The sequence below is a fragment of the Rhizobium sp. CB2179 genome (assembly GCF_057653455.1).
Genome location: NZ_CM172781.1, coordinates 2082294 through 2106988, shown reverse-complemented (window position 1 = coordinate 2106988; position 24695 = coordinate 2082294). Strand labels below are relative to the sequence as shown.

General features: G+C 60.9%; 26 protein-coding genes. 8 read left to right on the top strand and 18 right to left on the bottom strand.

What is annotated here, in order from left to right; translation table 11 throughout:
* Window positions 1–25 precede the first annotated feature (25 nt).
* The 3 genes from ttcA (at window position 26) to AC244Q_RS10570 (ending at window position 2738) form a co-directional block, all read left to right on the top strand.
* On the top strand, window positions 26–898 hold the full coding sequence (ttcA, locus tag AC244Q_RS10580) for a tRNA 2-thiocytidine(32) synthetase TtcA (protein WP_128406492.1): 873 nt from the start codon (window positions 26–28) through the stop codon (window positions 896–898).
* 147 nt (window positions 899–1045) lie between these two features.
* On the top strand, window positions 1046–1873 hold the full coding sequence (locus AC244Q_RS10575; RefSeq protein WP_128406491.1) for an inositol monophosphatase family protein: 828 nt from the start codon (window positions 1046–1048) through the stop codon (window positions 1871–1873).
* A 40-nt stretch (window positions 1874–1913) separates the two neighbouring features.
* The gene (locus AC244Q_RS10570) at window positions 1914–2738 is read left to right on the top strand and encodes an inositol monophosphatase family protein (RefSeq protein WP_128406490.1); all 825 of its coding nucleotides are present in this window, start codon (window positions 1914–1916) and stop codon (window positions 2736–2738) included.
* Window positions 2739–2780: 42 nt separating this feature from the next.
* Here AC244Q_RS10570 and AC244Q_RS10565 read toward each other — a convergent pair whose 3' ends face one another.
* The 6 genes from AC244Q_RS10565 to AC244Q_RS10540 form a co-directional block, all read right to left on the bottom strand.
* Complete coding sequence (locus AC244Q_RS10565; RefSeq protein ID WP_245460468.1) at window positions 2781–3677, bottom strand: acyl-CoA thioester hydrolase/BAAT C-terminal domain-containing protein; 897 nt, start codon at window positions 3675–3677, stop codon at window positions 2781–2783.
* Window positions 3678–3722: 45 nt separating this feature from the next.
* Window positions 3723–5003, bottom strand: coding sequence for a multidrug effflux MFS transporter (locus AC244Q_RS10560; protein WP_128406489.1), 1281 nt, complete (start codon window positions 5001–5003; stop codon window positions 3723–3725).
* Between the two features lie 35 nt (window positions 5004–5038).
* Window positions 5039–6244: a multidrug effflux MFS transporter gene (locus AC244Q_RS10555; RefSeq protein ID WP_003540085.1), complete on the bottom strand. Its 1206-nt coding sequence runs from the start codon at window positions 6242–6244 to the stop codon at window positions 5039–5041.
* Window positions 6245–6381: 137 nt separating this feature from the next.
* Window positions 6382–6717: a Grx4 family monothiol glutaredoxin gene (grxD, locus tag AC244Q_RS10550; RefSeq protein ID WP_128406488.1), complete on the bottom strand. Its 336-nt coding sequence runs from the start codon at window positions 6715–6717 to the stop codon at window positions 6382–6384.
* A gap of 144 nt (window positions 6718–6861) precedes the next feature.
* A complete protein-coding gene (locus AC244Q_RS10545) occupies window positions 6862–7683 on the bottom strand; it encodes a c-type cytochrome (RefSeq protein WP_128406487.1) in 822 nt (273 codons plus the stop codon).
* A gap of 61 nt (window positions 7684–7744) precedes the next feature.
* The gene (locus tag AC244Q_RS10540) at window positions 7745–7975 is read right to left on the bottom strand and encodes a hypothetical protein (protein ID WP_128406486.1); all 231 of its coding nucleotides are present in this window, start codon (window positions 7973–7975) and stop codon (window positions 7745–7747) included.
* A 165-nt stretch (window positions 7976–8140) separates the two neighbouring features.
* On the opposite strand from AC244Q_RS10540, the gene AC244Q_RS10535 reads away from it, so the two are divergent.
* Window positions 8141–9322 (top strand): hypothetical protein, encoded by a 1182-nt coding sequence (locus tag AC244Q_RS10535; protein ID WP_128406485.1) that lies wholly within the window; start codon window positions 8141–8143, stop codon window positions 9320–9322.
* A 34-nt stretch (window positions 9323–9356) separates the two neighbouring features.
* Here AC244Q_RS10535 and AC244Q_RS10530 read toward each other — a convergent pair whose 3' ends face one another.
* Entirely contained in the window at window positions 9357–9590 is a 234-nt protein-coding gene (locus tag AC244Q_RS10530) for a BolA/IbaG family iron-sulfur metabolism protein (protein WP_003540079.1), read from the bottom strand.
* 19 nt (window positions 9591–9609) lie between these two features.
* A complete protein-coding gene (purL, locus tag AC244Q_RS10525) occupies window positions 9610–11844 on the bottom strand; it encodes a phosphoribosylformylglycinamidine synthase subunit PurL (RefSeq protein WP_128406484.1) in 2235 nt (744 codons plus the stop codon).
* Window positions 11845–12103: 259 nt separating this feature from the next.
* On the opposite strand from purL, the gene lhpI reads away from it, so the two are divergent.
* Complete coding sequence (lhpI, locus tag AC244Q_RS10520) at window positions 12104–13846, top strand: cis-3-hydroxy-L-proline dehydratase (RefSeq protein ID WP_012757633.1); 1743 nt, start codon at window positions 12104–12106, stop codon at window positions 13844–13846.
* 91 nt (window positions 13847–13937) lie between these two features.
* Here lhpI and AC244Q_RS10515 read toward each other — a convergent pair whose 3' ends face one another.
* Entirely contained in the window at window positions 13938–14516 is a 579-nt protein-coding gene (locus AC244Q_RS10515) for an acyloxyacyl hydrolase (RefSeq protein WP_012757632.1), read from the bottom strand.
* Window positions 14517–14638: 122 nt separating this feature from the next.
* Window positions 14639–16057 carry an aminotransferase-like domain-containing protein gene (locus tag AC244Q_RS10510; RefSeq protein WP_017994200.1) on the bottom strand — a complete coding sequence of 473 codons (1419 nt, stop codon included), beginning with the start codon at window positions 16055–16057 and terminating at the stop codon, window positions 14639–14641.
* Between the two features lie 81 nt (window positions 16058–16138).
* Between AC244Q_RS10510 and AC244Q_RS10505 the strand changes: the two genes are divergently transcribed.
* Window positions 16139–16396, top strand: a complete 258-nt coding sequence (locus tag AC244Q_RS10505; protein WP_012757630.1) for a DUF1127 domain-containing protein — start codon at window positions 16139–16141, stop codon at window positions 16394–16396.
* Between the two features lie 126 nt (window positions 16397–16522).
* Here the strand turns inward: AC244Q_RS10505 and AC244Q_RS10500 are convergent, their stop codons facing one another.
* The 7 genes from AC244Q_RS10500 to AC244Q_RS10470 form a co-directional block, all read right to left on the bottom strand.
* The gene (locus AC244Q_RS10500) at window positions 16523–16918 is read right to left on the bottom strand and encodes a hypothetical protein (protein ID WP_128406483.1); all 396 of its coding nucleotides are present in this window, start codon (window positions 16916–16918) and stop codon (window positions 16523–16525) included.
* A 45-nt stretch (window positions 16919–16963) separates the two neighbouring features.
* The gene (purQ, locus tag AC244Q_RS10495; protein WP_017960637.1) at window positions 16964–17635 is read right to left on the bottom strand and encodes a phosphoribosylformylglycinamidine synthase subunit PurQ; all 672 of its coding nucleotides are present in this window, start codon (window positions 17633–17635) and stop codon (window positions 16964–16966) included.
* Complete coding sequence (locus AC244Q_RS10490; RefSeq protein ID WP_113545012.1) at window positions 17632–18186, bottom strand: RNA 2'-phosphotransferase; 555 nt, start codon at window positions 18184–18186, stop codon at window positions 17632–17634. The genes purQ and AC244Q_RS10490 overlap by 4 nt, the downstream gene beginning before the upstream one ends.
* A gap of 44 nt (window positions 18187–18230) precedes the next feature.
* Window positions 18231–18473, bottom strand: coding sequence for a phosphoribosylformylglycinamidine synthase subunit PurS (purS, locus tag AC244Q_RS10485; RefSeq protein WP_012757626.1), 243 nt, complete (start codon window positions 18471–18473; stop codon window positions 18231–18233).
* A 15-nt stretch (window positions 18474–18488) separates the two neighbouring features.
* Window positions 18489–19253 (bottom strand): phosphoribosylaminoimidazolesuccinocarboxamide synthase, encoded by a 765-nt coding sequence (gene purC, locus AC244Q_RS10480; RefSeq protein WP_003540062.1) that lies wholly within the window; start codon window positions 19251–19253, stop codon window positions 18489–18491.
* Between the two features lie 249 nt (window positions 19254–19502).
* Window positions 19503–21794 (bottom strand): putative bifunctional diguanylate cyclase/phosphodiesterase, encoded by a 2292-nt coding sequence (locus tag AC244Q_RS10475; RefSeq protein WP_012757625.1) that lies wholly within the window; start codon window positions 21792–21794, stop codon window positions 19503–19505.
* A 96-nt stretch (window positions 21795–21890) separates the two neighbouring features.
* Complete coding sequence (locus tag AC244Q_RS10470; protein WP_012757624.1) at window positions 21891–22445, bottom strand: alpha/beta hydrolase; 555 nt, start codon at window positions 22443–22445, stop codon at window positions 21891–21893.
* Between the two features lie 175 nt (window positions 22446–22620).
* On the opposite strand from AC244Q_RS10470, the gene AC244Q_RS10465 reads away from it, so the two are divergent.
* Entirely contained in the window at window positions 22621–23427 is an 807-nt protein-coding gene (locus AC244Q_RS10465; RefSeq protein WP_012757623.1) for a DUF2189 domain-containing protein, read from the top strand.
* Between the two features lie 149 nt (window positions 23428–23576).
* On the top strand, window positions 23577–24044 hold the full coding sequence (locus AC244Q_RS10460; RefSeq protein WP_029874232.1) for a low affinity iron permease family protein: 468 nt from the start codon (window positions 23577–23579) through the stop codon (window positions 24042–24044).
* Between the two features lie 212 nt (window positions 24045–24256).
* On the opposite strand, the gene AC244Q_RS10455 is transcribed toward AC244Q_RS10460, so the two are convergent.
* On the bottom strand, window positions 24257–24673 hold the full coding sequence (locus AC244Q_RS10455; protein ID WP_012757621.1) for a hypothetical protein: 417 nt from the start codon (window positions 24671–24673) through the stop codon (window positions 24257–24259).
* Window positions 24674–24695: the final 22 nt, after the last annotated feature.

Genomic DNA, 24695 nt, shown 5'->3' with positions numbered 1-24695 from the left:
TGTGGAATTTCTGTAGGACGAAGCAATGAATATCGCAGCCAATATCGCCGACGATCTGGAAGCCGTCGAGGCCGGGGATGACATCGGCCATGCACTGTTTGCCGAGGCGCCGCGCTCGGTCTCCTTCAACAAGCTGCGCAAGCGGCTGCTGCGGCAGGTGCGCCAGGCTTTCGACGATTTCGACATGCTGAAGGGCCAGAAGCGCTGGCTGGTCGGCCTTTCCGGCGGCAAGGATTCCTACGGGCTGCTGGCGCTGCTGCTCGATCTCAAATGGCGCGGCCTGCTGCCGGTGGAACTCATCGCCTGCAATCTCGACCAGGGACAGCCGAACTTCCCGAAGCACGTGCTGCCGGACTATCTCACCAAGATCGGCGTCCACCACCGGATCGAGTATCGCGATACCTATTCGATCGTGAAGGAAAAAGTGCCGGAAGGCGCCACCTATTGCTCGCTCTGTTCGCGGCTGCGGCGCGGCAATCTCTACCGCGTCGCGCGGGAAGAGGGTTGCAATGCGCTGGTGCTTGGCCACCACCGCGAGGACATTCTCGAAACCTTCTTCATGAATTTCTTCCATGGCGGGCGGCTCGCCTCGATGCCGGCGAAGCTTCTGAACGACGAGGGCGATCTGATGGTGCTCCGGCCGCTCGCTTATGCTGCCGAAGACGACCTCGCGAAATTCGCCGCCGCCATGCAGTTTCCGATCATTCCCTGTGATCTCTGCGGCTCGCAGGACGGGCTGCAGCGCAATGCGATGAAGGACATGCTCGCCGATATCGAACGGCGCATGCCGGGCCGCAAGGATACGATGCTGCGGGCGCTTTCGCATGTGAACCCGTCGCATCTGCTCGACCCGAAACTCTTCGACTTTTCCACCCTTGGTGTCACCGATCCTTCATGAAAGGCCGGCACTGCATAATTCCTTAAATCGGAATCGATTTGAGGATAAAATTATGCAGCAATTTAAAGTGTTACAGCGTCCTTTGCGCGTCTAAAAAGACGCGCGGCGCTGTAAGCAGGCAGGCTATTGAATGAGGCAGGATTTCGCATGACTATTTCAGATCAGGATATTCTCTTTCTCGGCGATTGCGTCAGAGAGGCGGCGCTAGCCGAGATCATGCCCCGCTTCCGTAATCTCGGCGCTGCCGATGTTTCGGAAAAGACTTCGGCAATCGATCTGGTGACCCAGGCTGACCTGCTTGCCGAACAGCGGATCACCACGGCGCTGAGAGAGCGCTTTCCCGCAGCGCTCGTCGTCGGCGAGGAGGCTTATGACGCCGACCGGTCGGTCGTGCCGGCCCTTGCCGATGCCGAGCTTGCCTTCGTCATCGACCCTGTCGACGGGACGTTCAATTTCGCCGCTGGGCTTCCCGTCTTCGGGACGATGCTGGCAGTGACGATCAAGGGCGAGACGGTCGCCGGCATCATTCACGATCCCGTTCTCGGCGACACAGTGACCGCGATCAGGGGGGCAGGCGCCTTTCTGACGCGCCAGGACGGGCAATCGACAAAGCTGAAGGTGGCGGAGCCTGCTAGCCTGAACCAAATGGTCGGCGGCATGTCGTGGGGGCATATGGACGAGCCGGATCGTTCGCGTATCTGCGCCAATATGGCGAAGATCCGGATGACCTTCGCCTTCAACTGCTCGGCCTACGAATATTGGATGGTCGCCTCCGGCAAGCTGCATTTCATCGGCCATACGAAACTGATGCCCTGGGATCACCTGGCCGGCGTGCTGGCGCATCAGGAGGCCGGCGGCCATACGGCGAAATTCGACGGCACGCCCTATCGCCCGGGCGAGACGACGGGTGGCATCATTTCTGCGCCCGACCGGGAGAGCTGGCAGCTCATTCGGCGCGAGATCGTCGGCATCTGATTCAAGCTTCTCCTGAGAGACCTAAGCGTGAGGATTTGACATGACTTCGACTGTCGACGTGACCGTTCTGGCCGATCTGCTGCGCCGCGCGGCGAAGGCAGAGATCCTGCCGCGCTTCCGCCGGCTTGGTCAGGACGACGTACGCGCCAAGAGCGAGGCGACCGATCTCGTCACCGAGGCCGATGAGCAGGCCGAGCGGATGATCAAGGCGGAAGCTGCGCAACTCTGGCCGAGCGCACTGTTCCTCGGCGAAGAATCGGTCGCGGCCGATCCTGATTTGCTCAGCAGCCTCGAACATGCCGATCTCGCGATCGTCGTCGATCCGGTCGACGGCACCTTCAATTTTGCCGCCGGCATCCCGGCCTTCGGCGTGATGGCATCCGTCATCTCTAATGGCGAGACGGTTGCCGGCATCATCTACGACCCGATGGGCGACGACTGGGTGATGGCCGAAAAGGGCGGCGGCGCTTGGCTGCGGCGGCCGGATGGCGGCGCCGAGCGGCTCTCGGTTGCAGCTCCCGTGGGACTGGAGCATATGGTCGGCATGGCCTCGACCGGCTACCTGCCGAAGGAGAAGCGCGCCGAGGTGCTCGGCAATCTCGCCAAGGTGCGCTTCCTCACCAATTACCGCTGCGCTGCCCACGAGTACCGCACCTTTGCCGGCGGTCATGTGCATTACCTCATGTACAACAAGCTGATGCCCTGGGATCACCTTGCCGGCACGCTGATCTCGCAGGAGGCCGGCGCCTATGCGGCGCGCTTCGACGGCTCGCCCTACCTGCCGCATCATCTCGACGGCGGGCTGCTGATTACCCCCGACAAGGCCTCGTGGGACGTGTTGCGGCGTGAGGTTTTTACGGTCTGAACACTCGCCTTAAAGCGTAGAGCCTTTCCTGCTGCCCTCATGCTATAGGACAGCGAGGATGTGTTCCCACGCCAGTCGTCCCAACTGGGCGTCGGCCTCGTCACTTCCACCATGAGCGCGTAGCGATGATCGGGAAGTGGTTTCGCCCGGCAGCAGAATGCGATGGCCCGCGTGTTCTCCCAAGATAAGCTGGGTGAGCAAGCCTGAAGCTGCGCGCCGCCGAACAAGTGATGCGGCAAATTCGTCTGATGGCCAGAGCGCGTCATCGCATCCTGCTACGAGCAGAATTTCGGCATTCGTTCTCTCCAATGGGATAGCCGCTGCCTCGATCTCAGACTCGTGCACCCGAAGGCATCGTTCGAACAGGCCGCGATAGGCAACGAGCCCGTCTCTGTATTCTCGCAACCATTCTGGGGCCGACGAAACAAAAGGAAGCGGTGTACCTCGCAATGTCCACGACGAGCGCTCGGGCCAACTGATGCCGTCAAGCCCTGGTCCAATATTTCCCCATACGACTGAGGAAGGGCTCATGGCGACGACCGCGCTGACGCGCGGATCGCATACGGCCGTGAGCAGCGCAGCTTCGGCGCCTTTCGAGGTTCCCACCAGGACGATGCGTTTACAGCCCAGCCCCACCAGGTAGTCGGTGGCAGAGAAAAACGTTTCTAGCGGCACCTCGCAAATGCCTGGCACCTGGCCTTCGCCGCCGAACCAGCGAAGCGCTATGACCGTTGCCCCCTGGCTCGCAAACAACCTCGCGCGGGCCACATCGACCCGGCCACTGGAGCCGCCGAGCACCACTACGCCGGTGCTGGCATCCGGTTTGACTTGAAGTAACTCTCCCTGCAATGGCGGAGGGAGACGTTGATATTCTGCATCCAAAATCAGGCTCCTTCGTCCAGGGGCTTCCAGATTCAGAAACGGCAGAGTTTGCCACATAATGTAATGCCGCCGGAGACCAGCCGGTCAAGCAGATTTCCCATTTCAGAAATGGGCTGCACCCGGATCGAGTTGCGGGCTGTCGCCGGGGTGGGTGAACAGCTTGCCGTTTTCGGCCCAGAGGGTGGCTGCGATCGTCACCGCGCCGAACAGCGCGAAGCCGCCGAAGAGCGGTTGCACCGTGCCGTTGAACATCTGACCGACCAGGCCGCCGAGGATGGCGCCGGCCGTCGTCGAGACGAAGCCGGTGATGGCGGTCGCCGTGCCGGCGAGATTACCCATCGGTTCGAGGCTGATGGCGGTGAAATTGGTGGCGATCAGGGCAAACATCATCAGTACGATGGTGAAGATACCGTAGGCGATGGCGAAATCCGGCTTGCCGGCCAGCGAATAGAAAAAGCCGATAGCCGACAGCGCCGTGAAGATCAGCAGGGCAGCGTGCGAGATACGGCGCATGCCAAATTTGCGGACGAAGAAGCCGTTGGCGAAATTGGCGACGGCGATGCCGCCAGCGGTGGCCGCAAAGGCGATCGGCAGCCAGTCGCCAAGGCCATAGACCTCGCCGAAGACCTGCTGCACCGAGATCACATAGGCACTGATGACGCCGGTGAACATGGTGAGGCCGATCATGTAGCCGCAGGTGATGCGGTTGGTGAGCACGGTCTTGAAACCATCCACGACAGAGCCGACCGACAGCGGCAGCCGCTCTTCCGGCGGCAGCGATTCCTTCAGCCGGAGGAAAGCCCAGACGAACAGGACGGTAGCGATGATCCCCAGCAGGATGAAGATCCAGTGCCAGTTGGCATAGAGGATGATGAGCTGGCCGACGGAGGGGGCAACGATCGGAACGATCATGAAGACGATCATCACATAGGACATTACACGGGCCATTTCGCGGCCACCGAAGCAGTCGCGTACCATGGCCATGGTGGTGATGCGCACCGCAGCACCGCCCACACCCTGAACGAAACGCATGACGAGCAGCATTTCGAAGCTGCCGGTCGCTGCAGCGGCAAACATTCCGACAATATAGCAGGCCAAGCCGCCGAGCAGGATGTTGCGGCGGCCGAACGTATCCGAAAGGCTGCCGAAGAAGATCTGCGAGACGCCGAAGCCTAAGAAGAACACGCCGATGATCAGCTGCGCGTCGTTGGTATTGGTGACGCCGAGGGAATGGCCGATATTGGGCAATGCCGGCAGCATGCTGTCGATCGCCATAGCGACGCTGGCGGTCATGATGGCAATGGTAACGACGAATTCGCCAAAGCCCATGCCGATGCGGCGGGAGCCCTGGTTTTCCTGGTGCGGTTTATGCGGCGGCGTCATGTGGTGAAATCCCGGATGCGAAGGAGGCCAGCCGTTCAGACGGCTGGATTCTGCGATTGGAAGAGGCGGCCCTTCTCGGCGATCAGCACGAAGACGAGCCCGATGATCGACACGACGAAGTAACCGGCGACCATCGGCAGTGCAGTGCCGTCGAAGGCCTGGCCGATGCCGGCGCCGATGATGGCGCCGCCGACCGTGCTCATGAAGCCGAGGACCGAGGAAGCGGTGCCAGCGACATGGCCGAGCGGCTCCATGGCGAGCGAATTGAAGTTCGAACCGATCCAGCCGAACTGGAACATGGAAAGGCCGAAGAAGGAGATGAACAAAGCGAAGGGCATCGGCTCGGTGCTCGCCATCTGGACGATCAGCCAGATGGTGTTGATGGCGATGAAGCCGATGAGCGAGCCATGCGACAGGCGCCGCATGCCGAGCTTGCCGACGAAGCGCGAATTGAAGAAGGACGACAGCGACATGAAGATCGCCACGCCGGCAAAGGCGAAGGGGAAATAGACGCCGAGATCGTAAATGCCGACATAGACCTGCTGGGCTGAATTGATGAAGCCGAACAGCGCGCCGAAGATGAAGGTGCTGGCGATGGTGTAGCAAAGCGCGACGCGATTGGTCAGCACCAGCTTGAAGGCGCCGAAGATCGAGCGGGCGGTGAAGGGCCTGACATTGGCGGGATGCAGGGTTTCCGGCAGGCGCAGATAGGCCCAGACGGCGATAGCAGTCGCCATGGTGGCGATGAACAGGAAGATGAGGTGCCAGTTGCCGAAGAACATGACGATCTGGCCGGTGCCGGGCGCAATCACCGGCACGATCATGAAGACCATCATGATCAGCGACATGACCTCGGCCATCTGCCGTCCACCATAGATATCGCGGACGATGGAGATGGTGATGACGCGGGTGGCGGCCGAGCCGATGCCCTGGACGAAACGCAGCACCAACAGACCGGCAAAGGAGGGAACGAAGACGATGCCGATGGCCGAAACGATATAGACGACGAGGCCGAACAACAGCGGCGTGCGGCGGCCGAAGCGGTCGGAAAGCGGTCCGTAGAAAAGCTGGGCGCAGCCGAAGCCGAGCAGATAGGAGGAGACGACGAATTGCCGGTGGTTCTCGCTCTCGACGCCGAGGCTCGCGCCGATCTGCTGCAAGGCCGGGAGCATGATGTCGATCGCCAGCGAATTGATTGCCATCAGGAAGGCGGCGAGCGCGATGAATTCTCGCTTGCCCATGGGCAGGCGGCCCGCGGACACGGCTTGTGAAGAATCTGTCACAATGAAATTCCCAGAAACAGGTCAAGGCGCTGCTGGCCGCAGCGCCTCGAACTCAAGAAACAGATTTGGAAACCGGGCGGACGTCCGGTGACCGGTCAGGAGGCGGCGCGCACGGCGATGCCATTTTCCTGGAGATGCTGCTGCAGTTCACCAGCCTGGAACATTTCCCGGACGATGTCGCAACCGCCGACGAATTCACCCTTTATGTAAAGCTGAGGGATTGTCGGCCAGCTGGAGTATTCCTTGATGCCCTGGCGGATTTCCGAATCGGCGAGCACGTTGACGCCCTTGTAGTCGACGCCGATGTGATCGAGAATCTGCACGACCTGCCCGGAGAAACCGCACTGCGGAAACTGCGGCGTGCCCTTCATGAAGAGGACGACGTCGTTGCTCTTGATTTCGTTGTCGATGAATTCGTGAATGCCGCTCATGGTACCTAATCCTTTCAACAGGCGGGTTAAAGGCCCACCGTTTCAATCGTTGCCTTTAGATAGCATGCGACAGCAGGAATTCCAGCCGCCCGAACCAAAAAAAGACCAGTTCGGGCAGGCCGCTGCCGGGTTGTTGCCGTCGCGTTACGGTCGACGGGCGAGATAGGTCTGAATCTGTTCGATTTCAACATCGGTGAAATGGCTGAAGTCCCATTGGGAAACCTCCGTCATCACGCCGAGATCGCGGCCGCCGACACCCTTGCCGGTGCGCAGCAGCGTCTTGAAATCGGCAGCCGAATAGAATTGCGCCAGCGGCTTAAGCGCCGGCGCCAGGAAGGCTTCCGACTGTTTTGCCGTATCGAGATTGTGGCAATGGCCGCAACCCGTCTTGAAGGCATATTCGCCGATATCGGCCGGGCGAGTGGCGGCAGGGGTGATGACAGCCGGCACCAGATCGGCTTCGAAAGGGATCTTGTCGAGCGCCAGGCCGATGCGTCCGAGCGGTCCCCACTGTGTCGTTCCTTCGACGGCGTCGGGCAGTTGCTTCAGACTGCGCAGCCAGGTGATGATTGCTGCCATGTCGTCGTCGCTGATATTGGCGAAGTTGCTCGCCGGCATGATGACGGCACCGTTGCCGTCCTTCTTGACGCCATGGCGGATGAGGCGAACGAGTTCCGCGTCGCTGTACATCGGCACGAAGCGGGTCAGGTTCGGCGCGACGATCCGGCCGACGCCCGGCTCGTCGAGCAGCACATAGCCGGCGTCGTGATGACAGCCGCCGCACATCAGCGTGCGGGCGCGGCGTTCGGCTTCTTCGGCAGACAGCGTCGTTTTGACGGTGAAATCGGCCGCTGCGACGTCATAGGTCCTGGAGAGACGCATCTCCGACAGGGCATAGACGCCGGCAACGGCGATGAGACAGATCGCGACGACTGTCGCGAGAATGATTTTCACAATGCGCATCATCGGTTCAGGCCCTCAACAGCGCCGCAGAATTCGTCCGAAACCGCTCACTTTTGATCGTGCCTTAGCTGCGTCGCTGGCGGCTGCGACCAGCGGCGGTGCGGCGCTTGCTGACCTGTTTGCGGGCTAGCTTAGGCTTGGCCGAGGTCGTCTTGCGCGCAACCTTCGTTGTCGCGGCGGGGCGTGTCTTACGCCTTTTGCGCTTCGTCGTGACGCGGCCGGTCGTTTTCTTCAGGATCTCCTTCAGCACGCTGTCGACGACGCCTGATATCAATTCTTTGACTAGGTCGGCCACAAAACCCCTCCGTTCGTGATGGAAACGACATGGCTGCTATTGAATTCCGGAAGAGTTCGGTTAGCAAGACGGCTTCGAGACCATAGCTGCTTTTTTGCTGATATCAGTGGCGCAGCAGCTGGATCGCAGCAACATGCCGGCTATTCGCCCGGCCGGAAGAGTGGAATGAAACTGATCGAGAAGCGGGTCGTCCTGCATTTCACGGGCTTCGAGCCGCTCGACGGCGTTGCCCACAGGGCGCGCTACGAGCGTTCGGCCAGGCAGAGTGCCGCCGTCTGGGGCTATTCGGTCGAGTCGGGGGCAGCAGACGAGGGGAGCGATCCGGTCAGTTTTGAGGTGACGACGGCTGGGGTGTCGGCGACGCTCGAACCAGGGATCGGCTCCCCCGGCTGGCAGACGAAGAGCCGGATCCACATGATCGATCATGATGCGCTGGTAAGCAGGCTGCGCAGCGGCAACACGCTGAGCCAGATCATCGCAGGCTTCCGAAGCTGCGCCGAGATCATGCTGGAAGGCGGGATGCGGGGATATTTCCGCCACGCCTGGCGCTTTGGCCTGTTCTTCCTCTTCCCGTTCCTGCTGACGGCGCTGGCGATCGCGCTGACGGCGCAAATCGCCATCTTGCCCTATGCTCTTAGCTTTTCGCCATGGCACATGCTCTGGAGCGGGCCGCTGGCGCTCTGTTTCTTCATATTTGCCTTCCTGCCGTTTTCCGAACGTTTCCATACGCTGCATCTCTTCGCCGATTGGAAAATGGCCGTGGCGCTCGGCCGCATGGACCGGGCCGATTTCAACGGCTGGCTGGAAGACCAGGCCATTGCCGTGCGCAAGGCGCTTGACGAGGAGGCGGACGAATATGTGATCTCCTCGCACAGCATGGGATCGAGCGTCGCCGCCCATGTCATCGGCATATTGCTGGAAAGGGAGCCGGAGATATTCAACGGCAAGCGCGTGGTGTTTGCCACACTCGGCAGCGCCATCCTTCAATGTGTGCTCATGTCATCGGCCACGCTGCTTCGCGCCCGCGTCGGGCTGATCGCCCGCTGTCCCGAGATTTCCTGGCTCGATGTGCAGTGCCTGACGGATTCGATCAATTTCTACAAGGTGCCGGTCGTTGCCGTCTCCGGCCATGGGGATGCGCCTCAGGCGAAGATGATCCTGATCCGCGTCAAGCAGATGCTGACGCGCGAGCACTACCGCAAGATCCGCAAGGACCAGCTGCGCGTCCACCGGCAATATGTGCTTGGGCCGGACCTCAAGGCGGCGTTTGATTTCACGCTGATGACCGCGGGACCGTTGCCGGCCTCGGTCTTTGCCGATCCCGACGAAAAGAGAATGCCCGGCTGAGAGCCGGGCATCGTCATCGGGATTGCGTCGGGCTCTATTCCGGCGCGGAGGTCTGCAGCGCCAGCGCGTGCAGCACGCCGCCCATATTGCCCTTCAGCGCCTCGTAGACCATCTGGTGCTGTTGCACGCGGCTCTTGCCGCGGAAGGCTTCGGCGACGACTTCCGCGGCGTAGTGATCGCCGTCGCCCGCCAGATCGCGGATCGTCACTTTGGCACCGGGAATCCCAGCCTTAATCATATCTTCGATATCGCCGGGTTTCATGGCCATGATCGTTACTCCTTGCGCATCATTCCGCAGCGGCAAGTTCGCCGCGGCCTTCCATGAAATCAGGGAACCATGATTCATGGGCATCGCGCAATTGCTGAATCGGCAGCGAGATGAGATCGCCGACGACGAGCGCCGTTCCTCCGACCGTGCCGAGACGGCGGAAGGGAACGCCGCCACCTTCTGCATTGACGCAGACGAAATCGGCGACATCGGCAGGCAAGGTCAGGACGTAGCGGGCCTGATCCTCGCCGAAAAGCAGCGCATGCGGTTCACCCTTGCCTTCGCTCAGATCGATCGTCAGGCCTTTGCCTGAGGCCATCGCCATTTCGGCGAGCGCCACGGCAAGGCCACCGGAGGAAATGTCGTGGCAGGCGGTTGCCTGGCCGTTGCGGATGACGGAGCGAACGAAATCGCCGTTGCGGCGCTCGGCAAACAGATCCACCTCCGGTGCCGGACCTTCGCGGCTGGAAAGCACGTCGCGGAGATAGACGGACTGGCCGAGATGGCTGCCGTCCACGCCGATCATGATGACCTTATCGCCATCGTTGGCGCTGCCGATGCGGGCCATCTTGCGCCAATCCGGCAGCAGGCCGACGCCTGCGATCGTCGGGGTCGGCAGTATGGCGACACCGTTGGTCTCGTTGTAGAGCGAAACGTTGCCGGAGACGATCGGGAAATCGAGCGCACGGCAGGCCTCGCCGATACCCTTCACCGCCTGAACGAACTGGCCCATGATCTCGGGCTTTTCGGGATTGCCAAAGTTCAAATTGTCGGTGGCGGCGAGCGGCTCGGCGCCTGTCGCGGTGATGTTGCGCCAGCATTCGGCGACCGCCTGCTTGCCGCCTTCGAAGGGGTCTGCCTCGACATAACGCGGAGTAACGTCGGAAGAGAAGGCGAGCGCCTTGGAGGGATGGCCGTCGACACGCACGACGCCGGCATCGCCGCCCGGCAGCTGCAGCGAATTGCCCTGGATCAGCGTGTCGTATTGCTCATAGACCCAGCGGCGGCTCGACTGGTTGGCGGAGCCGACGAGTTGCAGCAGCGCCTGGCCGTAATCCTCGGGTGCGGCGACGAGATTGGCGGGCAGGGGGCCATGCTTGCCGGATTCGCGCCAGGGGCGGTCATATTCCGGCGCCTGGTCGCCGAGATCCTTGATCGGCAGGTTGGCGACTTCCTCGCCCTGATGCATGACGCGGAAGCGCAGGTCGTCGGTCGTCTTACCGACGATAGCGAAATCGAGGCCCCACTTGACGAAGATCGCCTTGGCTTCCTGTTCCTTCTCCGGCTGCAGCACCATGAGCATGCGCTCCTGGCTTTCAGACAGCATCATCTCGTAGGCCGTCATTCTCTCTTCGCGCACCGGCACCTTGTCGAGCTCGAGCAGGATGCCGAGATCACCCTTGGCGCCCATTTCGACGGCGGAGCAGGTAAGGCCGGCTGCACCCATGTCCTGGATGGCGATGACCGCCCCGGTCTGCATCAGCTCGAGGCAGGCTTCCAGCAGGCATTTCTCGGTGAAGGGGTCGCCGACCTGTACGGTCGGGCGCTTCTCTTCAATCGATTCGTCGAATTCGGCCGATGCCATCGTCGCGCCGCCGACGCCGTCGCGGCCGGTCTTGGCGCCGAGATAGACGACCGGAAGACCGACGCCCTTGGCTTCGGACAGGAAGATGGCGTTGGATTTGGCGATGCCGGCGGCAAAGGCATTGACCAGGATATTGCCGTTGTAGCGGGCGTCGAACTCGACCTCACCGCCGACCGTCGGTACGCCGAAAGAATTGCCGTAGCCGCCGACGCCGGAAACGACGCCGGAAACGAGATGGCGGGTCTTCGGATGATCCGGCTCGCCGAAGCGCAGCGCGTTCATCGCGGCGATCGGGCGCGCACCCATGGTGAAGACGTCGCGCAGGATGCCGCCGACGCCGGTCGCAGCGCCCTGATAAGGTTCGATATAGGAGGGGTGGTTGTGGCTCTCCATCTTGAAGACGACGCAATCGCCGTCATCGATGTCGACCACGCCGGCATTTTCACCCGGGCCCTGGATGACACGCGGCCCCTTGGTCGGCAGCGTGCGCAACCATTTCTTCGAGGATTTGTAGGAGCAGTGCTCGTTCCACATGGCCGAGAAGATGCCGAGCTCGGTGAAGCTCGGTTCGCGGCCGATCAGATCCAGAATACGCTGGTACTCGTCAGGCTTCAGGCCATGGCGTGCGATGAGTTCCGGCGTGATCGGGATGGTGTTTGAAATGGTCATGAGCGGAAAGTCCCTGGCGCGTTTTGCGCTGTCTTTAGCTTATGTAGCGACGGCGCGCGACAGGAAAATGCCCGCCGTCAACAGAGGGCGGGCGACTTCTTTGTCTTGGGTAAAGGCGGCTGCTTCTCAAAGTCTGTTTGACAACTTGCTTTCGGTTGTCGATCGATAGCAATGGGGCAAGGCTCCGGCCTCAGCTTTTGTGTGCCGCTGATGTTTCCTATAGGAAACTTTTCTTCTTGGTTGATGGTATCGAGATACAATGCCGGACATACAACAACAGGCAGACGAAAAGGTGTTTGCCGGGCGCGCGCTTGTCGCTGGCTTCGCTACGGGGTCGATCGTATTCAGCGACACGGCGCTCAGCTTCTGGGGCGGCGTCGACTCCCAGACGGGAGAAGTCATCGACCGTCACCATCCCCTGTCGACACAGGTCCTGACAGGAAAGATTCTCGCCATCCCCGGCGGACGCGGTTCGTGTACGGGCAGCAGCGTGCTTATGGAGCTGATCATGAACGGGCACGCTCCCGCCGGCATCGTGGTCTCGCGCCAGGAGGAAATACTGTCGCTCGGAGTGATCGTCGCTGACGAAGTGTTCGGCCGATCGATCCCCGTTGTCCAGCTCTCCGAAGACGACTTCGCCGAGCTGCACTCTATCCCTGAAGTCACCCTCATCGGCGACAAGGTCATCGCGAGCTGGATCGAAACCGCCCCCGGTTTCGATGCCGCCGATCGCACCTATGGAAATTCGATAGCGCTGACATCGAGGGATCGGTCGGCTTTGAACGGGGAGATGGGCAAGGCTGTGCAGGTGGCAATGAGGGCCACGACGCGCATGGCTGAAATTCAGGGAGCGACGGAACTTATCGACATCTCCCAGGTCCACATCGATGGCTGCATCTACACCGGGCCGACCAGCCTGGAATTCGCGAAACGCATGCGGGACTGGGAGGGTAGGGTTGTCGTTCCAACGACCCTGAACTCGATATCGGTGGACCAGATGCGTTGGCGGGAGCAGGGCGTGTCTCCCGGCGTCGCCGGACCCGCATCCGAATTGGGTGAGGCTTACGCCTCCATGGGAGCACGAAAGACGTTCACCTGCGCGCCCTATCAGCTGTCGTCCGCACCCAGGCAGGGTGAGCAGGTGGCCTGGGCGGAGTCGAACGCCGTCGTATTCGCGAACAGTGTTTTGGGTGCTCGCACTGCCAAGTATCCTGACTACCTGGATCTGTGCATCGCTCTCACCGGGCGCGCGCCGCTGACCGGGCCGCATATCGCCGACAACAGGCGCGCCAGCCTCGTGGTCAATGTGTCGGGCTTCGTGTCGTGGGATGACATGGTCTACCCCATTCTCGGCTACCACATCGGCAAGCTTGTCGGAGATGAAATTCCGGTCGTGATCGGCCTCGAGACTTGGAAGCCGAATCTGGACGACCTAAAGGCGTTCGGGGCGGGTTTTGCGACGACATCAGGCTCTCCGATGTTCCATATCGTCGGTGTCACGCCGGAGGCCGACAGCCTTGAGAGCATTGTCGGAAGCAACATCAAGGCGAGCTACGAAATCTGTCCCAAGGACGTCGTTGCGGAGTGGAGGAAACTCAACGGCGGGTCTGTGGATGCCATCGAGTTCGTTGCGCTGGGCAATCCCCATTTCTCTTTCGACGAATGCGAGCGGCTGGCCGCGCTCTGCGAAGGCTTGGCGAAACATCCCGACGTCAAGGTTCTGGTTACCTGCAACCGTGCGACGTTCGAAAGGGCTTCCGCTGCGAATCTCGTCGGCAAATTGTCGGACTTCGGCGTAGAATTCGTAACCGATGCGTGCTGGTGCACACTTGCGGAGCCTGTCATCCCAAAATCGGTCGATACAATTATCACCAATTCCGCGAAGTTCGCTCACTACGGTCCTGGATTGACGGGTAAGGCGCTTCGGTTTGGCAGCCTGGCGGACTGCGTCGCTGCTGCTTGTCAGGGCGAGTTGAAGCCTGTTCGTCCCACATGGGACTGAACGGTTCCCGCCTGCCGATGGCCGATCAGACGGCCGTAATGAGCAGTTCAATCATCCGTCGGCCAACCCGCTGAAATTGTCGAACGGACTCTCAGAATTTGTAGCCGACCTGCAAGCCGGCGCGCGTCATGCCGTCGTTTGGCCCGTCGCAGAGATTGGCGTGCGAGGAATGGGCGACCTGGGCCATCACATTCCAGTGGGCGTTGAAACGATAGCCGGCGCCCAGATATTCGTGGAAAAGGACGCGACAGCCGAGTTCCGGGCCGTCATCATCGCCGTCGAGCTCGCCGGTATGAATGACGCCGCCGAAGCCGGCTTCGGCAAAAAGCTTCTCGTTGAAATCGACCGTCCAGGTGAATCCGGTGAAGAACTGGGTGGCCTCGCCTGACGTGCCGATCGAGGTGCCGAGATGCACACGAGGATGCAGCAGCTGTTGCTGCCAGCCGACCGCCGTATCGTAGCCGAAGGGATCGAAGAGAGCGGTAATCTCCGGAAAGACGCCGTCTTCTCTGGAATGGCCCGATTGTACCGAGGCCGAGACGCCGAAGCGTAATTCATCAAATATCTGCTCGCCGGCAGTTGCCGAGCCCGCAACCGAGATGGCGGCTGCCGCTGCTAATGATGCCATACCCAAAAAACGCAACGCGATCTTTCCGAAGTCGACCCTCATTTGCTGTCCTTTGATTCGCGTCAGACGGGAACAACCAAGAGGTAACATGGAGGTTGAGTCGGTAAAGCGCTCCGAATAGGCGTCAGCGTTTTTTCCGATTTATGGCGTGTATTTGCAACACGTCATATTTCGCCATCATAGGCGGAGCCGCCGTTTTCCAGCAGACGGCGCAGGATCATCAGGCCCGAGATCAGTTCCTGCCCGGTCTTCGGCGAGGAAAAACCGATGCGAACGCGATGATAGGGCCTCTCTCCGCGCGCCGCCTTGAACTCGTCCTCGTCGTCGACGAGCACGCCGTCGCGGAAGGCGGCATTCTTGAAGGTGCCGGACATCCAGGGCTCCGGCAGTTTCAGCCAGAGGAAGGGCGCGTGTACGTGCGATTCGAAATCGAAGCCCTGCAATTGTTCGCGGGCCAGACGGACGCGCCGGGAGAGTTCCTCGACACTTGCCTTGCGGATCTCGTGCGCCGCGCCGCTTTCGACGAGGCGCGCACAGGTCTCCGCCAGGATGAAGGGCAGGCCGCCGGTGATCATCCTGTGCGTTACCTTGATGCGCTGGGCAAAATGCGGCGGGCAGGCGACCCAGCCGCCGCGCACGCCGGCGGCGACCGATTTCGACAGGCCGTTGACGAGGAAGGTGCGATCGGGCGCAATGGAGGCGAGCAACGGCGTATCGTCGTCGGCCATGCCGCCGTAGAGGTCGTCCTCGATCAACCAGACACTGTGTTTTCTGGCGATTGCGGCGATGGCCACGCGCCGCTCATAGGGCATAATCGCCAGCGTTGGATTGTGGACGGTCGGCATCAGGAAGGCGATCTTCGGATGCTGCTGCTGACAGAGCCGCTCGAAATCCTCGGGGATCACGCCGAGCTCATCGGAATCGACCGTCAGCGTGCGGCGGCCGAGAAGGCGGGCGCTGCGGCTAACCTGGGTATAGGTGAGATCCTCGAAGACGATCTTGTCGCCCGGCGCTGAGACGGCGGCGATGACAGCGATCGCTGCCGCATGGGCGCCGAGCGTCGGCACGATATTTTCGACCTCCGGCGTCCAGCCGCTGCGGGCAAGCCATAGGCGGCCGGCCTCGAACCAGTTGCGCGGGAAACTCCGGGAATAGGAAGAGATTTCGGCAAGGTGCTGCTCACCGATCTCGGCGAGGATGCCAGCGATGATCTTGCCCTGGCCGAGATCGGGCGCGGCTGTCGTGTCGAAGCGGATCTTGTCCGCAGGCGCATCCTGGACGCGGGTGCCGCCGAGCGAGACAGTCAGCGGATCGATCTGTTCGCCGGGCTGCGTCTCGGAGCGGTTCAGCACGTAGGTGCCGCGCCCCACTTCGCCGGCGACCAGGCCGCGCTCATGTACCAGCGCATAAGCGCGGCCGATCGTGCCGATCGTCACGCCGATATCATAGGCGAGGTTGCGTTGCGGCGGCAGTTTGCTGCCGGCGGGCAGGGCGCCGCTTGATATGGCGGATTCGATGCTGTCGGCAAGCCGGAGATAGACCGGCCCGGAACCGCGGGAAATATCGGGAAGCCAATTTGTCATGGTGACAATTGTATATATTGGCACATTGTATCGGTCAAGAGTATGAGTCAATTCTAATGGCAAGCCGAGAGGATTCCTGGAATGTCTGCCTTACCTGAGATCAAAATGCCGATTGTACCGATTGTCTCTTACGAAGACAGGAGGCAGATCATCCTTCCCGCCGCGCCTGCCGAGGTGACGACACGCCGGGGCCGGATCTGGGCTGCCATTCTTCTTTGGCATCAGAAGCGGGAAGGCCGGCGCGCGCTGAGGGAGCTGACTGCGACCGCGCTCAAGGATATCGGCGTGTCGCAGTCCGACGCCGCGCGCGAAGTCGGCAAGTCGTTTTTCTGGGACTGAACGTGCTTTCGAGCTGCTGCACAATTCCTTAAAACGGAATCGATTTCAGCAAAAATATCCGGCATTCAAAGTGTTGCAGCGCCCTTTGTGCGTCTTGGAAGACGCGCGGCGCCGTCAGCGGGACGATCAGCTGCAGGCCTTGTTGCCGCCGGACCAGCGATTGACGTCGGTGGTGATGCGGCCGGCGACCGGTTCCTGCATCATCGGACCGAAGGCCTGAAGGCGCGACGGGCTTCCCTCGGCCTGGACGACGAGCAGCGGCCGGCTTTCCGGGCTGCCCTTATGGACGAGCAGGATGCGCGGACGGCCGGAGAAGGAATTGAGCTCCGGCGCAAGCTTATAGGCTGCAAAGGCCGGATCGCCCGATTTGAACCAGCAGGCATTGGCGCCGAGCGCCACGCGTTCCATCGTCGGTAGAGCGGCGCGGTTCGGGCCTGTCGGTGCCGGCGTCTGGCAAGCTGCCACCATGGTTGCGATGGCGGTCAACAGGGCGACGTGTGCGACGGAGAGGCGAGGGCGCATCGATCTTGCTCCAGATCCGGATGAGAGGATTTTGAGTGCCGAGGTTCAGGCGGCGATGACGTCGAGCGCCGAGGCGAAGAGGCCGCGGCCGTCCGAGCCGCCATGGGCAGCCTCGATCAGGTTCTCGGGATGCGGCATCATGCCGAGCACGTTGCCCTTTTCGTTCATGACGGCGGCGATATCGTTGATCGAGCCGTTCGGGTTGGTGCCCTCGGCATAACGGAAGACTACCTGGCCATTGCCTTCGATCGCGGCCAACGTCGCATCGTCGGCGAAATAATTGCCGTCATGATGGGCGACCGGGCAGCGGATGACCTGGCCCTGCGCGTAGGCGCGGGTGAAGTCCGTCTCGGCATTGACGACTTCGAGCTTGATCTCGCGGCAGACGAATTTCAGCGAGGAATTGCGCATCAGCGCACCGGGCAGCAGGCCAGCCTCGACGAGGATCTGGAAGCCGTTGCAGACGCCGAGCACCTTCACGCCCTTTGCAGCCTTGTCGATGATCGCCTGCATGACCGGCATGCGGGCGGCGATCGCGCCGCAGCGCAGATAATCGCCATAGGAAAAGCCGCCGGGGATGACGATCAGGTCGACATCGGGGATCTCGGTTTCCGTCTGCCAGATCGTTACCGGTGCCTGGCCGGAGATCTTGGTCAGGGCCGCGATCATGTCGCGGTCGCGGTTGAGGCCCGGAAGTTGAACGACGGCTGATTTCATGGGGTCCCTGCGTTTCGCGAAAGATATTGAACTGGAACGCTTTCAGCGAGCCATACTCCATTGTCGGAGACAAAGAAAGAATGACCTTCTGAAAACATGCGGGCCGCGTCCACACGTAGGATGATATGTTCACCCTTGCGGCGCGTTGCGACGATTTTCGCCGTTTCGACATCCGCCGACAGATGAACGTGGTGCCGCTGCATCTTCTTCAAGCCTTCGCGCTCGATCGACTGCCAGTTCGTCAGAGACGTGCCGTGAAAAAGAGCGGCGGGCGGTTCAACCTGGTTCAATGCGAGATCGACGTCGACGCTATGACCTTGGTTTGCGCGAATTCTGTTATCGGTAAGCGTAAAGCGCTTCTTCGGATTGTTCTCGACAATCTCGATGATATCGGCGCGGGAAACGTCGTATTTCGACGCCAACGCTTTTTCGAGTTCGTCAAACGACACCCAACCCTCGCTATCAAGCGTCAAGCCCGCGGCATCAGGCGCATGACGCAAAACATAGCTCATATATTTCGAGACTTCCGTCTCCAGCTTTGCTTTCATCATGACGCCAAATCCTCAAAGTCCGCCAGACGACGGGTCTGTGATCATCAGTCGATCGCGATTGCGTAATTCTCGATCACCGTGTTGGCGAGCAGTTTTTCGCACATGGCCTTGAGGTCAGCCTCGGCCTTGCCCTTGTCGGCGCCTTCCAATTCCAGGTCGAAGACTTTGCCTTGTCTTACATGGCCGACGCCCGAGAAGCCGAGGGCGCCAAGCGCACCCTCGATAGCCTTGCCCTGCGGATCGAGAACGCCGTTTTTCAGCGTGACGGTGACACGAGCCTTGATCACTTTGTCTTTCCTGCCTTACTTGACGAGAACCGGGCCGGTGCCGCGCACAGGCTCGTTTTCATTGATGATGCCGAGACGGCGCGCGACTTCGGAATAGGCTTCGAGCAACCCGCCGAGGTCACGGCGGAAGCGGTCCTTGTCCATCTTCTCGTGGGTTTCGATATCCCAGAGCCGGCAGCTGTCCGGCGAGATCTCGTCGGCGAGGATGATGCGCATCATATCGCCTTCGAAGAGGCGGCCGCATTCGATCTTGAAATCGACGAGCTGGATGCCGACGCCGAGGAAGAGGCCGGTCATGAAGTCGTTGACGCGAATGGCAAGCGCCATGATGTCATCGAGTTCGGCGGGGTTTGCCCAGCCGAAGGCGGTGATGTGCTCTTCGGAGACCATCGGATCGTCGAGCGCGTCGGACTTGTAATAGAATTCGATGATCGAGCGCGGCAGCACGACGCCTTCGTCGATGCCGAGCCGCTTGGCGAGAGAACCGGCCGCGACATTGCGCACGACGATCTCCAGCGGGATCATCTCCACTTCCTTGATCAACTGCTCGCGCATGTTGAGCCGGCGGATGAAATGAGTAGGGATGCCGATCTTGTTCAGATGGCTGAAGATATATTCGCAGATGCGGTTGTTGAGGACGCCCTTGCCATCGATGACTTCGTGTTTCTTCTTGTTGAAGGCAGTGGCATCGTCCTTGAAGAACTGGATCAAAGTACCCGGTTCCGGGCCCTCATACAGAATCTTTGCCTTGCCCTCGTAGATACGGCGGCGACGGTTCATCGTGGTCATTCTCTGTTGTTGGCGCTCTTGGGATAGCGCGAGTGGATCTATCTCGTGGCGTCCCCTTAAAGGAAAAGAGATGGTTTCACAATCCGCCTGTCGCTCCTTCCCTGGTTTCCGGATTTCGCGGCCCGGTTTCCGATTTTACGGAATACTGCCAAGAGAATCGAATGAATTCGCAAGACCAGTTTAGCGCCTTTTCCTCTACGGTGGAATGAAGGCGAAATGGCGGGCCGCTTATGCAGGTTTTTATTTGGCGGCTCTGCCTGGCAGGGCGCGGCGAAGCTGCGCCTGCAAGGCGCGAGCGGCGATTTGCCCGTGGCGCCAGCTTCCGGCGCGGATGAAGGAGGGGATCTGCATGGCCGGCATCGGCCGGGCGAGCGCGTAGCCCTGCAGCGTGTCACAGTCGAGTTCTTCGAGAATGCGGATATGCTCCGCCGTCTCGACGCCCTCGGCGATGACGAGGATGTTCAGCGAGCGACCGATATCGATGATCGAGCCGACCAGTTTGCGCTGCTCTGCCGATTGCGGCAGCATGCGGATCAGCTCGCGGTCGATCTTCAGCGTCTTCGGGCTCAGGCGCAGCAGGCTGACGATCGAGGCATGGCCGGTGCCGAAATCGTCGATCTGGATGTCGATGCCGAGCTTGCGCAGCTTTTTCAGGTTGGCGACCACCGCCTCGTCGCAATCGTCGAGCGAGATCGATTCCAGCAGCTCGAAGGAGAAGGTGCCGGGCTCAATCTTCAAGGCGCGGAGCTTTTTGCCCAGATCGGGATCGGCGAGCCGCCTGGCGGAGACGTTGACCGATATCTTCGGGATCGGCAGCCCGTCCTTCAGCCACACCTTCCGGTCGGCAATGGCACGCTCCAGGATGAGGGCGTCGATGGTCGAGACGACGTCGAGATCCTCTGCAATGTCGAGGAAGCGGTCGGGCGTCAGCAGCCCGTGCACAGGGTGCTGCCAGCGGGCAAGTGTTTCGACGCCTGCGACATCGAGCGTGCGGGCATCGAACTGCAGCTGATAGAAAGGCACGAATTCATTGCGCTCAAGACCGATCAAGATCTCGTCGGCAAGGTGCTTGGCGGAGATGATGTCGCGGCGGGCAGCGGCCGAGAAGAATTCGAAGCGGTTGCGGCCCAGGCCCTTGGCACGGTAGAGGGCGATATCGGCGTCGAGCAGCATCTGCTTGGCGTCGAGCGTCGGTCCGCTATCGATGGCGATGCCGATGCTGGCGCCGAAACGGCAATCGTGTCCCTCATATCTGACGGGTTTGCGCAATTCGCGGATGACACGTTCGGCAAGACTGGCGATCTTCTTCGATGCGGGATCGACGATGCAGAGGATGACGAATTCGTCGCCGCCGATGCGGGCCACGAAGTCGACGGCGCGGACGGACGTTCTCAGCACGCTTGCGGCATGCTGCAGCATGGCGTCGCCGGCCCGGTGGCCGAGCGTGTCGTTGATCTGCTTGAAGCGGTCGAGATCGATATGCAGGATCGCCATCGCCATGCCCTTGGCCCGGCATTCGGCCGCACGCTCGTCCAGCATCTTGTCGAGATAGCGGCGGTTCGGCAGGCCGGTGAGGTAATCGTGCAACGCCAGATGCTCGATGCTCTCCTTGGCGGCTTCGAGCTCGCGGTTGCGCGCCTCGGCCAGATCCTTGGCACGGCGCAGCTCGTTGCGCAGTGCGACTTCCTCGGTGACGTCCCAGTTGGCGCCGATCAGCTTGCGGTGGCCGTTGCCGTCGATGAAGAAGGCCGAGCGGGCGCGGATGACGCGTTCGGCGCCGTCGCCGCGGATGATGCGGTATTCCTGCTGGAAATCACTGCCGCTTTCGACGCTACGGTCCGACAAGCCAAGCACACGCTCGCGGTCGTCGGGATGCAGGCTTTTCGCCCAGGCGTCGCTGGCGATCTGGCGTGAGGCGCCCTGCAGCCCGTAAATGGCAATGAGGCGGTCGTCCCATTCGACGGTATCATGCTCGATATCCGCCTCGAAGACGCCGATGCGGGAAATCTCCAGCGCCAGATCGAGCCGGCGCGACAAACGCGACAGCGTCTCCTCGGCCTGCTTGCGGGCGGTGATATCGGTATCCGTGCCGACGATGCGCGTCGGCACGCCATTCTCGTCCCATTCCACGCAGGCGCCGCGACACTCGATCCAGACCCAGTGGCCATCCTTGTGACGCTCGCGATATTCGAAGATCTGGTAATGCGGATCGCCGGCATTCTGCCGGTCGATCGCATGGACGACGAAATCGCGATCATCGGGATGGACCAACTGCAGCCAGGTATCGTATTCGCCGGCGGCTTCTTCGTCGGGTGCCATGCCGCGGATGGTTTTCCACGTCTGCGAGTAATATTTCCGGTCGAGACGGTAGTTGTGATCCCATACGCCAAGGCCCGAGCCGACGAGCGCATGGTTCCAGCGGGTTTCCCGCTCTGCCAGGTCGGAATCGTCGGTCGGCCCATTGCCGATACCTGCCTCAGCCGCATCGCCATGCGGATCACCGGCCTCTGGATGGGCTTTCTTCACGGGCATTCTCGCTTATCTCACCTCGGCGCAGTCTGCTGTCATTCCATTAAGAAAGACTTAGAAAGCACTTGCTCAACAAGCGGGATAGCGCCTTTTCCTCGATCAGGGGGAGAGCCGGCCGAGGAACTGGGCAAAGACCATGGTGCCTTCTGGCCACGGGCCGTGACCGGAATCGGCATTGATATGACCGGACTCGCCGGCATCGACGAGGAAGGAGCCCCAGCTGCTGGCGACATCGTCGGCATGCTCGTAGCTGCCGAACGGATCGTTGCGGCTGGCCACCGTGATCGACGGGAAGGGCAGCGGATCGCGCGGATAGGGGCCGAAAGTCATCAGGTGCTTCGGGCGAATGTCGGGATTGGCAACATCGGGCGGGGCGACCAGGAAAGCGCCCGCCACGCGGTTGCGGAAATGCGGGATGGCGTGGATCACCGAAGGCACGCCCAGCGAATGGGCGACGAGGACGACCGGGCGGGTCGAGGCGTTCACCTCCTCGGCGATGCGGGCGATCCAGTCCTCGCGGACCGGCTTCGTCCATTCGGCCTGTTCGACGCGCCGCGCCGTGCTGAGCTTTGCCTCCCAGCGGCTTTGCCAGTGGCTCGGGCCGGAATTGGTGTAACCGGGGATGATGAGGATATCTGCGTCTGAGGCTTTCATAGTGCCGCCGATGTGAGAAAGCTGGTCCAAGATGTCAAGAGGGAGTGTCAAGGGAGAGAGCGACACAGGCGTTGAAAGTTGCTATATTGCTCCAGTGCCGGTTGCGGAATTCGTATCGGCTTGCCCGCCGATGCTGTCCGCCGCCGATCAGGTCTCGGCTGAGGAGGAGAAAACCATGGCGGCATTTCATGTCATGACGGGTGCCAGCGAAAGCTTGGCGCGGCCCGTTGTCAATCGCATCGGTATCGCTGACGTCTTCGACGCGCTAAAGCGCGGATACGAAGATTTCATGGAGAAACCGTCCCATTATGTGTTCCTGTGCCTGATGTACCCGATCGCCGGCGTCTTCCTGACGCTGTGGACCTCGGGCGCCAACCTTTTGCCGATGGTCTTCCCGCTGATGGCGGGTTTCGTGCTGATCGGCCCGATCGCAGCGATTGGCCTCTATGAGATCAGCCGCCGGCGCGAGGCCGGCCTCGACGCGTCCTGGACGCATGCGCTGGACGTACGCCATTCACCGGCGCTGCCGTCGATTGTCGCGGTCGGGCTGATGCTCTGCGGCCTCTTCGTCGTCTGGCTGGTGACGGCGCAGACGCTCTATAGCAATCTGCTCGGCGAGGTCTTTCCGCGCAGCATGGGGGATTTCTTCCGCCAGGTCTTCGGCACGTCAGAGGGCATGCAGTTGATCATCTGGGGCAATCTCACCGGCTTCGTCTTTGCGCTCGTCGTGCTGGCGATGACCGTGATCACCTTTCCGCTGCTGCTCGACCGCGATGTCGGGGCAGTCGCTGCCGTCACGGCGTCGATCCGCGCGACGATTCTCAATCCGGTGCCGGTGCTGCTCTGGGGCCTGATTGTCGCCGCGCTACTCCTCATCGGCACGATCCCGGTCTTTGCCGGGCTTGCGCTCGTCATCCCGATCCTCGGCCATGCGACCTGGCATCTCTATCGCAAGCTGATTGCGCGGGAAGCCACAGCGTAACCACGGCGCTTTCTGCGGGGAATCCCGGACCGGGAGGAATCTCGATTCCGGGGGGAACCTCGAACCTGCCTCGGAGTTTGTTTAGCCGAGAGCATGATGTCGTCGGCATCGTGCTCTGGAGACTTCGAGGGAGGATCTTTGAGGTGACGATGAAGCATCTGTTTGCCCACTTCGCAACCAAGGTATCGGAATGGGCGGGCAAGCCTGTCATCTTCATCCTGGCACTGATTGCCGTCGTCATCTGGGCGGCACTCGGCCCCTTCTTCGACTATTCGGAAACCTGGCAGCTGGTCATCAATACCGGCACGACGATCGTCACTTTCCTGATGGTCTTCGTGCTGCAGAACGCCCAAACGCGCGACACCAGGGCGATCCAGGCAAAGCTCAACGAAATCATCCTGACCAGCCATGCCGAGAACCGTTTCATCGGCATCGAGAATCTCGACGAGGAAGAACTGAAACGTCTCGACGAGCTGGTCGCGAAGGCCGCAAAGGGCAGGGGTGAGAGGGAGGCTTGCAGGACATCGGACTCAACCGAAGCAGCAAATGCGGCGCCGTCGAAAAAGGCGGAGGTGCGCAAACGACGGGTTTCAGCCAAGCCGGTGAAGCAGAGGTAGAGATCGGTCGGCTATTTTTACCAGGCTTATCTTTCCTGCATCGCTTCCGATCCGATCTCCGCTAACGCAAGAGATATTCAAGGATGCGCCGGCTGCCAGTCTTGACTTCAACGGTGACGGACATGCCCGGCGAAAGCGCCAGGCCCAATGCTTCGGCAGTGAAGTCGCCGGGGGATAAGCATGCAGGCCTGACAAAGCTCCCTAAAACCCTGTCAGTCAACGACAGTTACACGGGCAGTGATCTCCCAAACGCCAGCCTCAGACTCGCTCGACTCTCGCAACTTGATTTTATCGGATCCAGTGAACTTGGCGCCTGGCGTATAGTAGACCACAGCTCCCTCGACCTGGCGGCCATTGCATTTGAAGCGGGGATTGCTTCGCTTGAAAATCGGAAACACCTTTTCATGGACGATTTGAATCTCTCCATGTTTGCCGCCGTCCAGAATCTTTAGACGCGGCACAGCGGCCAAGCTGCAGTCGGGATTCACAAATGACGATTGATAAATGATGGTTCGACTGCCGGAGATGACTGTAGCGGAAGTATTTACCTTTTTGATCTCCTGCGCTTGGGCATGTCCCCCGGCAATGAGAAGAAGGGCCGAACCCAAAAGTCCGTATCGGATGTTCATGGAATTCTCACCAGTATTGAAA